Raw genomic sequence first — 10606 nt, forward strand, 5'->3', positions numbered from 1 at the left:
CACTGCCACATCTGGAGGTACACACCATGCCCAAGCCACGCATCGTGACCTTGAGCGAGACGGAACCCAACCGCAGGCGCGGGGGTGATCTGCGGGCCATGCTCACGCCGGCCACCGTGGGTTCCACCAGCGGCTTCATGGGTCTGGCCATCGTCCAGCCGGGCGAGCGCATCGGCGAGCACTACCACCCGTACTCCGAGGAGTTCGTCTACGTCGTCTCGGGCGCCCTGGAGGTGGACCTGGACGGCGAGACGTTCGCGCTGGAGCCCGACCACGGCCTCCTGATCCCGATCGACGTGCGCCACCGGTTCCGCAACGTGGGCGACGTGGAGGCCCGCATGGTCTTCCACCTCGGCCCGCTGGCCCCCCGGCCGAGCCTCGGGCACGTCGACACCGAGGTCACCGAGGAGGCCCAGCTGGCCGCCGCGGGCCCGCACCTGACCGTGCACGCCCCGGCTCCGGTGGCCGAGCGCAGCGGGGCCATCGAGTGACCCGGCGCGTGGCCGTCACCGGCATCGGTGTGGTCGCTCCCGGCGGCACCGGGACGAAGGCGTTCTGGGACCTCCTCTCCGCCGGCCGTACCGCGACCCGCGGCATCACCCTGTTCGACCCGGCCGGGCTGCGCTCGCGCATCGCCGCCGAGTGCGACTTCGACCCGCTGGACCACGGTCTGGACCCGGAGCTGAGCAGCCACGCCGACCGGTACATCCAGTTCGCCGTCGTCGCGGCCGGCGAGGCCGTCCGCGACTCGGGGCTCGACACCGACGCCGAGGACCCCTGGCGCGTCGCCGTCTCCCTGGGCAGCGCGGTCGGCGGCACGACCCGCCTGGAGCACGATTACGTGCTGGTCAGCGAGCGCGGACAGCGTTGGGACGTGGACCACCGCGCGGCCGCGCCCAAGCTGCACATGGCGTTCTCGCCGAGCACGCTGGCCTCCGTGGTGGCCGAGCGCTTCGGCGCCCGCGGCCCGGTGCAGACCGTCTCCACCGGCTGCACCTCCGGTCTGGACGCCGTGGGCTACGCCTTCCACACCATCGAGGAGGGGCGGGCGGACGTCTGCATCGCGGGCGCGTCGGACTCCCCCATCTCCCCCATCACCATGGCCTGCTTCGACGCCATCAAGGCCACGTCCCCCGACAACGACGACCCGGAGCACGCCTCCCGGCCCTTCGACAACAACCGGAACGGTTTCGTCATGGGCGAGGGCGCGGCGGTCCTCGTCCTGGAGGAGTACGAGCACGCCAGGGCCCGCGGTGCGCACATCTACTGCGAGATCGGCGGCTACGCCACCTTCGGGAACGCGTACCACATGACCGGTCTGACCGGCGAGGGGCTGGAGATGTCCCGGGCGATCGACACCACGCTCGACCAGGCCCGGCTCGACCCCACGCTGATCGACTACGTCAACGCGCACGGCTCGGGCACCCGGCAGAACGACCGGCACGAGACCGCCGCGGTGAAGCGGTCCCTGGGCGCGCACGCCTACGACACCCCCATGAGCTCCATCAAGTCCATGGTGGGGCACTCGCTCGGGGCGATCGGGGCGATAGAGGTGGCCGCCTGCGTGCTGGCCCTGCAGCACCAGGTGGTCCCGCCCACGGCGAACTACGAGACCCCCGACCCCGAGTGCGACCTGGACTACGTGCCGCGCACCGCCCGCCCCCGGAAGCTGAGGAACGTGCTCTCGGTGGGCAGCGGATTCGGCGGCTTCCAGTCCGCGGTGCTCCTGACGGGAACGGGCGGGAGGACACGATGAGCACTCAGCGCCCACGGCGCGCGGTCGTCACCGGCATCGGGGTGATCGCGCCCAACGGACTGCGGGCCGACGCGTACTGGAAGTCCGTCCGCGAAGGCGTCGGCGTACTGGACCGGATCACGCGCGAGGGGTGCGGGGACCTGCCGCTGAAGGTCGCCGGCGAGGTGCGGGGCTTCGACGCCTCGGCCCTGATCGAGGAGCGCTTCCTCGTCCAGACCGACCGGTTCAGCCATTACGCGATGGCCGCCGCCCAGCTCGCCGTCGACGACGCCGGGCTCGGCCACGACGACCCGGAGGAGCCGTTCTCCATCGGCGTCGTCACCGCGGCCGGTTCCGGCGGCGGCGAGTTCGGCCAGCGGGAGCTCCAGAAGCTCTGGGGCCAGGGCTCCAAGTTCGTCGGCCCGTACCAGTCCATCGCCTGGTTCTACGCCGCGAGCACCGGTCAGATCTCCATCCGGAGCGGGTTCAAGGGCCCGTGCGGCGTCGTCGCGAGCGACGAGGCCGGCGGACTCGACGGCATCGCCCACGCGGCCCGGGCCGTACGGCGCGGGACCGGCGCGGTGATCGTCGGGGCCGCGGAGGCACCCCTGGCCCCGTACTCGATGGTGTGCCAGCTCGGCTATCCGGAGCTGAGCACCGTCGAGGACCCGGACCGGGCCTACCGGCCCTTCACCGCCGGAGCCACCGGCTTCGTCCCGGCGGAGGGCGGCGGGATGCTCGTCGTGGAGGACGAGACCCGGGCCAGGGACCGCGGGGCGGTCGTCCGGGCCGTCGTCGCCGGGCACGGCGCCACGTTCACCGGCGCTTCCCGCTGGGCGGAGTCCCGGGAGGGACTCGCCCGCGCGATCCGCGTCGCACTGGACGAGGCCCGCTGCGCCCCGGAGGAGGTCGACGTGGTCTTCGCCGACGCCCTGGGCGTACCGGACGCGGACCGCGCCGAGGCGCTGGCGATCGCCGACGCCCTCGGCCCGCACGCCGCCCGCGTGCCCGTCACGGCCCCCAAGACGGGCATCGGCCGCGCCTACTGCGGCGCTCCCGTCCTGGACACCGCCGCCGCCGTCTTCGCGATGGAGCACGGCGTGGTCCCGCCCACCCCCAACGTGTTCGACATCTGCCACGACCTCGACCTGGTGATGTCCCGCGCTCGGCCCGCCGAGCTGCGCACGGCCCTCGTCCTCAGCCGGGGACTCATGGGATCCAACGCGGCGCTGGTCGTGCGCCGCGGCGACGACTCCGCCCGGTAGGACCGGGCGGGAAGGAGAGCACAGATGATCACCACCGCACTGACCTTCGACGAACTCGCCGCGCTGATGAAGCAGGCGGCCGGCGTGACGGTCGAGCCCCGGGAGCTGGAGAAGGCCCCGGACGCGCCGTTCACCACCCTGGGCCTCGACTCGCTCGGCCTGCTCGGGATCGTGGGCGAGGTCGAGAACCGGTACGGCGTGGCGCTGCCCACCGACGCCGAGCGCTGCAAGACGCCGGCCGAGTTCCTCGGTCTGGTGAACAACGCCCTCAAGACGGGAGTCTGACGTTGTCCGGTCACACTGACAACAGCATCACCATCGACGCGCCGCTCGACCTCGTCTGGGACATCACCAACGACATCGAGAACTGGCCGAACCTGTTCAGCGAGTACGCCGCGCTGGAGGTGCTCTCGCGCGAGGGCGACTCGACCACCTTCCGTCTGACCATGCACCCGGACGAGTCCGGAAAGGTGTGGAGCTGGGTGTCGGAGCGGACCGTGGACCGCGCCGCGCGGACGGTCCGCGCCCGCCGCGTCGAGACCGGCCCGTTCGCCCACATGGACATCCGGTGGGAGTACGAGCAGACCCCGGCCGGCGTCCACATGCGCTGGGTGCAGGACTTCGCGATGAAGCCCGACGCCCCGGTCGACGACGCGTGGATGACGGACAACATCAACCGGAACTCGCGGACGCAGATGGCGCTCATCCGGGACCGCATCGAGCAGGTCGCCCGCGACCGCCGGGGCGCCCCGGTCCTGCCGGGCTGACCGGCCGCCGGAGCGTCCGGCAGGCCCACCCACTGAACTCCGAGGAAGGAAGCCCCATGCACCACGCTCTGATCGTCGCCCGGATGGCGCCCGGTTCGGCGCCGGCGATCGCGGACGTGTTCGCCGCGTCCGACCGCGGCGAACTCCCGCACCTGGTCGGCGTCAACCGGCGTCGCCTGTTCCAGTTCGGTGATGTGTACCTGCACCTCATCGAGTCGGAGCGGGACCCGGCCCCGGCCATCGCCAAGCTGACCGGCCACCCGGAGTTCCGGGACGCCAGCGAGCGGCTGTCGGCGTACGTCAGCGCCTACGACCCGGAGACCTGGCGGAGCCCGAAGGACGCCATGGCGCAGTGCTTCTACCGCTGGGAGCGCGACGGGGTCTCCTGATCCCGAGGCAGCACGGCGGACACCCGAGGCCGCCCGCCCCGCGCACGACGCGGAGCGGGCGGCCTCGGGTTTCCCTGCGGGGCTCCCGTCAGGCGGGAACCGTGCACTCGAAGGCGTGGAGGTACGCGTTGACCGGGCGGATCTCGCCGATGACGAGTCCGGCGTCGGTCAGCCGGTCGACCATGCTCTGCCGGGTGTGCTTGGCGCCGCCGACGTTGAGGAGCAGCAGCAGGTCCATCGCGGTCGTGAACCGCATGGACGGGGTGTCGTCCACCAGGTTCTCGATCACGACGACCCGGGCGCCGGGGCGGGCGGCCCGGCGGACGTTGGCCAGCGCCCTGCGGGTGCTGTCGTCGTCCCATTCCAGGATGTTCTTGATGATGTACACGTCCGCCTCGACCGGGATGTCCTCGCGGCAGTCGCCGGGGACGACGCGGACGCGGGAGCTCAGCTCGCCGCCGTCCCGCAGGCGCGGGTCGGCGTTCTCCACCACTCCGGGGAGGTCGAGCAGGGTGCCCTGCAGGTCGGGGTGGCGCTCCAGCAGGCTGGCCAGGACGTGGCCCTGGCCGCCGCCGATGTCCGCGACGGAGGAGGCCTCCCGCAGGTCGAGGAGGTCGGCGACGTCCTGGGCGGACTGCCGGCTGGACGTGGTCATGGCCCGGTTGAAGACGTACGCCGACTCGGGGGCCTCCTCGTTGAGGTACGGGAAGAACTCCTTCCCGTACACGTCCTCGAAGACGTTCCCGCCGGAGCGGACGGCCTCGTCGAGCTTCGGCCACACGTCCCAGGTCCACGGCTCGGTGCACCACAGGGCGATGTAGCGCAGGCTGTGCGGGTCGTCCTCGCGCAGCAGCCGGGACATCTCCGTGTGGGCGAAGGTGCCGTCGGGGTTCTCGGTGAAGACGCCCTGGCAGGACAGCGCGCGCAGGAGGCGCAGCAGGGTCCGGGGCCGGGCCTGTACCGCGGTGGCCAGGTCCTCCGGGGTCATGGGCGTGTCGCCGAGGGCGTCCGCGACGCCGAGGCGGACGGCCGCCCGGACGGCGGCGGCGCAGGCCGCGCCGAACACGAGCTCCCTGAGCCGCATGGGCGGCGGCGGGGCCGGATCGACGGTCCGGGATACCGGGTCAACAGTGGTCATCTGTCGCCTTGTCTGTGCGGTGGTGCCGTGGATGGGGTGCGGGGCCGGTCGTCAGCAGAGGCCCGCGGGCTCCGAGACCCCGCAGGTGTTGCCGCGGAAGGTGTTGCCCTGGCCGGTGTCCCGGTTGGCGAGGTCTGCCGAGCCGTTGCGGAGCACGACGTTGTCGCGGATCTCGTTGCGCTCGTTGAGGGCGCCGACGAAGCTCTTGAAGAGCACGATGCCGCCGGACAGGGGCGAGGCGCCGACGTTGTCCTCGATCCTGTTCTCGGCCACCAGCGTCTCCTCGGCGCCGGTGAGGACGATTCCCGAGCCCTGGAGGAAGGGCAGGCGGGGCGTCTTGGGGCAGTGCTTGTTGTTGGCGTGGACGTGGTTGCGGCGCAGGGTCATGGCGCCGGCGCGCGGGGTGGACTCGTCGCCCACGACGAACACGGCGGCGCAGTTGCCGGTGGCCTCGTTGCGCTCGACGGTGAGGTTCCGCAGGCGTCGCACGGTGACGCCGATCCGGTTGCCGGTCACGCGGTTGTGGCTGATCACGGTGCCCCGGGCGTCGACGGCGCCGGACTCCGTGTCGGTGGTGTTGGAGACGAAGAGGCCCGCGTCGGCGTTGTCGCGGGCGGTGTTGTGCGTGAGGGCGCTGCGGACGGACCGCTCCAGGGCGATGCCCCAGTTGCCGTTCTTCTCGGCGGTGACCCGCTGGATCCTCAGCCGGTCGGTCCGCGAGGCCCACAGCCCGTTCCGGGTGAAGCCCCTGAGGGTGAGCGAGCGTACGGTGACGTCCTCGACGGGCCGGTCGGCGGTGCCGGTCACGCAGACGCCGTGGCCGGCCTTCGCGCAGGTGTCGGCGCCGTCGCCGGGCACGAGGACGGTGGGGAAGACGGTCGAGCCCCGGAGGGTCAGGTTCGACGTGGTGATGCGGACGCTCTCGCGGTAGGTCCCGGGGGAGAGGACGACCGTGTCCCCGGGCTTCGCGGCGTCCACGGCTTTCTGGATCGATTCGCCGGGCTTGACCCGGTGCACCGTCCGATGGTCGGCCGTCGGTGCGGCGGCCCCCATCCCCGAGACCACGAGGGTCACGGTGCATGCCAGGTAGGCGATCTGTCGTCTGGTCATACGGGGAAGCTAAGAGCGGGTCCGCGGCCCCGCCACCGCTGATCCTCCAGGCGGACCTAGGCATACCTCCCTGCGGTCCACGCGCCGGGCGTGGCGCGCGGCCCCCGGGCCGGATCGGTGCTCCCGGCCGGGCCGGGGCCGGCCGCGGGCGACCGTCGGGGACGAGCTCAGGGGGGAGGGCGGCGTCGCGGGCCCGCGTGGGGCGGCCGCCGTCCCGAGCGACGGACCGGTCCGGCCGGTGGTCGCCGACCTGCCGGAGGGGCGGGCGGGCCGGGACGGCGCGGCTGGTGCGCGGGAGGCGTTCGCCTCCGGTCCGCACGCGGTCCCGGTCGTCGCGGCCGCGCGCCGGGAGGGTGGCCTCGCCGGCCGTCCTCGCCACCGTGCGGGTGCCGGCGGGCGGGGCGGGGCGGCGGAGGCCGGAGGTGGGCGCGGGTCCGCGCGGAGCGGAGGCGCGGGCGGTCGCCGTCCTGGCGGACGGCAGCCTCGCGGAAGGCCTATCTCCCCTCGGCCGCACAGAGGTTGACGATACGTCAGGGGCGATCATACACACGGATGTTTGGGTGCAAGCCGGTAGACGTCGCCCTGGACATGAAGGCTGATTCCGGGCGGTGGACGGCTCTTGACGGTGCCTGGACGGTGTGCGAATCTCTCGACAGGTCTGGACCAATGGGCTTCATCGGGCGGGGCCGGAGATACCAGAAGCTACGGGGCATCCTGGCGTCTCCGGCGGTCCGGACCTCTCACGGCCGTCGGCCGGTCCTCCGGGGGGTGGACCGGCCCCATCCGACGACCGGTGCCGCCACCGAACCCGGCTCCTCCGGCGTGCCCGCGGGCGCCTCGGTACCGGTCGTCCGGTGGCCCGCGCCCCTGCCGCGTCCGCACGTCCACCCCGCCGCTCCTCCGTTCTGCTCCGACGTCCTAAGCGAGCTGCCGATGTCCGAAGTCCCCTCCCGGCCCGACCGCACTCCGGCCTCCCCCGCCCAGCAGGGGGTCTGGCTGACCGATCGGCTGGGACTGGCCCGCGAGGCGTTCCACATGCCCCTGCGGATCTCTTTCGACCGGGTCGACGTATCCGCGCTGCACCGTGCGGTGGCCGCCGTGACCGAGCGCCACCCGGCCCTCGCCGCCCGCCTGGTGGAGCGTGACGGGCGGATCTGGCAGGAACCTGCCGCGCGGCGGCCCGAACTGACCCTCCTCGACGCACCCGCGGACGAGGCCGCCCTGGAGCGGCTGCTCGACGCCGACGCGGCCCGCCCGTTCGTCCTGGAGACCGGTCCGCTCAGCCGCTTCAGCCTCTGCCGACGCCCCGACGGGAGCTCCGAACTCCTCGTCACCGCCCACCACTCGGTCTTCGACGGCAACTCCAAGGACGTACTGGTCCGGGACCTCGCCGCCGCGTACGGGGCGATCCCGCTGCCCCCCTCCCCCGGCGCACCGGCCGGGCCCGCGGCGGAACCGGACGCCGTACGGCGGGCCGCCGCGTTCTACGGGCCGCGCTGGGCCGCCGCGACCGAGCCGGTGCTCCCCGGCGCGCTCCGCGCACCGACCTCCGCGGGCCCCGGAGAGGCCGTCGCATGGCGCCTCGACGGCGTCGAGGCGAAGGAACTGGCCACGGCGGCCGCCACCGCCGGCACCACCTCCTTCGAGTTCCTGCTCGCCGCCCTGCACGGACTGCTGCGCCGCTACGGCGGGGAAGCCGTGCCGGTCTCCGTGCCGCTCTCCACCCGAAGACCCGAACTCGCTTCCGAGATAGGCATGTTCGTCAACGAACTGCCCGTCCACGCACCCCCGGCCGACCCGTCGCAGCCCTTCACCGCCTTCGCCGCGGCCGTCCGGACCGAGCTGCGCTCCGGCTATCCCTTCCGCGACGTGCCCTTCGGCGCCGCCGTCCCGGCCCTGGAGCCCCGCGTCGGCCTGACGGCCGTCTCGCTCGGCTACCGCCGCCGCGGCCCGGACCCCGACTTCGGCGGGGCCGGTGCCCGGATCTCCTGGGCCGTGCACAACCGCACCGCCCGCAACACCCTCCATCTGCAGATCGTCGAGGAGCCCGACACCTCGGGCGGGGCACTCGACTTCAGCCTCCAGTACGACCCCGCCGTCCTGGCCCCCGAGGCCGCCCGCCGGATCGCCGGCCACTACCGGACCCTGCTGGCCGGAGCCGCCGCCTCGCCCACCACTCCGCTGCGGGACCTGCCGCTCCTGGACCCCGCCGAGCTCCGGGCCGTCACCCTGGCGCCCAACGCCACCGACCGGCCCTATCCGGCCGACCGGACCGTCCTCGACCTGGTCCGCACCCAGGCGGACGCGACCCCCGCGGCGATCGCGGTCAGCGCCGCCGACCGACGCCTCAGCTACCGCGACCTCATGCTCCGCGTAGACGCGTTGACGGAGGCGCTCCGCGCCGGAGGCGTCCGTCCCGGCGATCTGGTCGCCCTCCATCTGGACCGCACCGCCGACCTGCCGGCCGCGCTGCTCGCCGTCCTCGCCGCCGGGGCGGCCTACCTGCCGCTCGACCCCGGATACCCGGCCGAGCGCCTCGCCCTCGTCCTGCGCGACTCGGGAGCCTCGCTGCTGCTCGCGGACTGCGAGCCCTCCCCCGCGGTCGCCGCGGCCGCCCCGGCGGTGCTGCGGCTCCCGGCGGCGTCGGAGCGGACCCCGGGCAAGGCCGCCGGCACCGCGCCCGGCCCCGACGACACGGCGTACGTGCTCTACACCTCCGGCTCCACCGGCCGTCCCAAGGGCGTCTCGGTCGGCCACCGCGCGCTGGTGAACCTGCTCACCTCCTTCGCCGACCTGCTCGCGACCGGCCCCGGCCACAGCTGGCTCGGCCTGACCTCGCTCTCCTTCGACATCTCCGCCCTGGAGCTCTACCTCCCGCTGATCACCGGTGGCCGCCTCGTCCTGGCACCGGAAGGCCTCGCCGTCGACGGCCCCGGACTGCTCGCCCTGATCGGCGCCGAGGGCGTGACCCACGTCCAGGCCACCCCCTCCGGATGGCGGGTCATGCTCACCGCCGGGACCGGCCTCGAAGCACTCTCCACCGTCACCGGCCTGGCCGGCGGCGAGGCACTCCCGCTCCCCCTCGCCCGCGCGCTGCGGGCCCGCACCGCACGGCTGTTCAACGTCTACGGGCCCACCGAGACGACCATCTGGTCGACCTGCGCGGAGCTCCCCGCCGCGCCGGAGCACGTCGGGATCGGCCGCCCGATCGCCAACACCCGGGTGTACGTCGTCGACGACCGGCTGCGGCCCACCCCGCTCGGCATCCCCGGGGAGCTGCTGATCGGCGGCGACGGCGTCGCGCACGGCTACCTCGGCCGGCCCGAACTGACCGCCGAGCGGTTCGTGCCCGACCCCTTCGGTCCCCCGGACACCCGGCTCTACCGCACCGGCGACCTCGCCGTGTGGACGGAGAGCGGCGAACTCGACTTCCTCGGCCGGATCGACGACCAGGTCAAGATCCGCGGCCACCGGATCGAACTCGGCGAGATCGAGTCCGCCCTCCTGGAGCACCCGGCGCTCGCCGCGGCCGCCGTCGCCGTCCGCACCGGGGAGGACGGCGAGCCCTTCCTCGCCGGCTACCTGGTCCCGGCCGACGGCGGCCACCCGCCCGCCCCGGCCGCACTGCGGGACCATCTGCTGCGTACCCTGCCGGCCGCGATGGCCCCGCAGCGGTGGCTCACCCTGGAACGACTGCCGCTCACACCGAACGGCAAACTGGACCGGCGGGCCCTGCCGGACCCCCCGCGCGAGGCTCCGGTGTCCCCGGGGGACGCACGGGACGCCGGGTGCGACGACGAGACGACCCGGACGGTCCGCCGGATCTGGGCCGAGGTGCTGGGCCTGCCCGACATCGGCCCCGAGGACGATCTGTTCGACCTCGGCGGACACTCGCTGACCGTGGTCCGGATCGCCGCCCGCATCCGCGACGCGCTCGGCGTGGAGGTGGACTTCGACGTCTTCTTCGACGTCCCGACCCCGGCGGGCATCGCCGCCGCCGTCCGCGCACTCCTCTAGACCCGCGGTCCCGTCGGACCGCACTCCCCCTCGCCGGGGCACGGGCCGCCCGGCCCGTGCCCGGCCCCGCCCTGCCCCGTTCGGCCGACCGCACGGGTTCCGCCCTGCGCCGGACCGCCGAGCGGCCGGGTCCCGCGCCCACGCCGAACCGGGCCCCGCCACCCGGCAGGCCGGTCGGCATCCAC

At 73.9% G+C, this 10606-nt stretch carries 9 protein-coding genes; 7 read left to right on the forward strand and 2 right to left on the reverse strand.

What is annotated here, in order from left to right; genetic code table 11:
* Nucleotides 1-26: 26 nt before the first annotated feature.
* Genes ACY0MR_RS03505 through ACY0MR_RS03530 form a run of 6 tightly spaced genes read left to right on the forward strand, consistent with a single transcriptional unit; the run spans nt 27 to nt 4156 of the window.
* A complete protein-coding gene (locus ACY0MR_RS03505; protein ID WP_361859438.1) occupies nt 27-491 on the forward strand; it encodes a cupin domain-containing protein in 465 nt (154 codons plus the stop codon).
* Nucleotides 488-1756: a beta-ketoacyl-[acyl-carrier-protein] synthase family protein gene (locus ACY0MR_RS03510; protein ID WP_361859441.1), complete on the forward strand. Its 1269-nt coding sequence runs from the start codon at nt 488-490 to the stop codon at nt 1754-1756. The genes ACY0MR_RS03505 and ACY0MR_RS03510 overlap by 4 nt, the downstream gene beginning before the upstream one ends.
* Nucleotides 1753-3000 (forward strand): ketosynthase chain-length factor, encoded by a 1248-nt coding sequence (locus ACY0MR_RS03515; RefSeq protein ID WP_388794414.1) that lies wholly within the window; start codon nt 1753-1755, stop codon nt 2998-3000. Before ACY0MR_RS03510 ends, ACY0MR_RS03515 begins: the two co-directional genes overlap by 4 nt.
* A gap of 24 nt (nt 3001-3024) precedes the next feature.
* A complete protein-coding gene (locus tag ACY0MR_RS03520; protein ID WP_148003505.1) occupies nt 3025-3285 on the forward strand; it encodes a phosphopantetheine-binding protein in 261 nt (86 codons plus the stop codon).
* A gap of 2 nt (nt 3286-3287) precedes the next feature.
* A complete protein-coding gene (locus ACY0MR_RS03525; RefSeq protein ID WP_361859447.1) occupies nt 3288-3767 on the forward strand; it encodes an SRPBCC family protein in 480 nt (159 codons plus the stop codon).
* Between the two features lie 56 nt (nt 3768-3823).
* A complete protein-coding gene (locus ACY0MR_RS03530) occupies nt 3824-4156 on the forward strand; it encodes a TcmI family type II polyketide cyclase (protein WP_361859450.1) in 333 nt (110 codons plus the stop codon).
* An 88-nt stretch (nt 4157-4244) separates the two neighbouring features.
* Here the strand turns inward: ACY0MR_RS03530 and ACY0MR_RS03535 are convergent, their stop codons facing one another.
* Nucleotides 4245-5294: a methyltransferase gene (locus ACY0MR_RS03535; RefSeq protein WP_361863382.1), complete on the reverse strand. Its 1050-nt coding sequence runs from the start codon at nt 5292-5294 to the stop codon at nt 4245-4247.
* 51 nt (nt 5295-5345) lie between these two features.
* Nucleotides 5346-6404 (reverse strand): right-handed parallel beta-helix repeat-containing protein, encoded by a 1059-nt coding sequence (locus ACY0MR_RS03540; RefSeq protein ID WP_361863384.1) that lies wholly within the window; start codon nt 6402-6404, stop codon nt 5346-5348.
* 933 nt (nt 6405-7337) lie between these two features.
* Here ACY0MR_RS03540 and ACY0MR_RS03545 point away from each other — a divergent pair.
* Nucleotides 7338-10421, forward strand: coding sequence for a non-ribosomal peptide synthetase (locus tag ACY0MR_RS03545; protein WP_473559032.1), 3084 nt, complete (start codon nt 7338-7340; stop codon nt 10419-10421).
* Nucleotides 10422-10606: the final 185 nt, after the last annotated feature.

The organism is Streptomyces sp. JN8 (assembly GCF_055808075.1).

What these genes read in the sequence shown, in the direction of transcription:
- ACY0MR_RS03505 (WP_361859438.1), top strand. Translation starts at nt 27, where the DNA reads ATGCCCAAGCCACGCATCGTGACCTTGAGCGAGACGGAACCCAACCGC.
- ACY0MR_RS03545 (WP_473559032.1), top strand. Translation starts at nt 7,338, where the DNA reads ATGTCCGAAGTCCCCTCCCGGCCCGACCGCACTCCGGCCTCCCCCGCC.
- ACY0MR_RS03540 (WP_361863384.1), bottom strand. Translation starts at nt 6,404, where the DNA reads ATGACCAGACGACAGATCGCCTACCTGGCATGCACCGTGACCCTCGTG.
- ACY0MR_RS03515 (WP_388794414.1), top strand. Translation starts at nt 1,753, where the DNA reads ATGAGCACTCAGCGCCCACGGCGCGCGGTCGTCACCGGCATCGGGGTG.
- ACY0MR_RS03530 (WP_361859450.1), top strand. Translation starts at nt 3,824, where the DNA reads ATGCACCACGCTCTGATCGTCGCCCGGATGGCGCCCGGTTCGGCGCCG.
- ACY0MR_RS03520 (WP_148003505.1), top strand. Translation starts at nt 3,025, where the DNA reads ATGATCACCACCGCACTGACCTTCGACGAACTCGCCGCGCTGATGAAG.
- ACY0MR_RS03535 (WP_361863382.1), bottom strand. Translation starts at nt 5,294, where the DNA reads ATGACCACTGTTGACCCGGTATCCCGGACCGTCGATCCGGCCCCGCCG.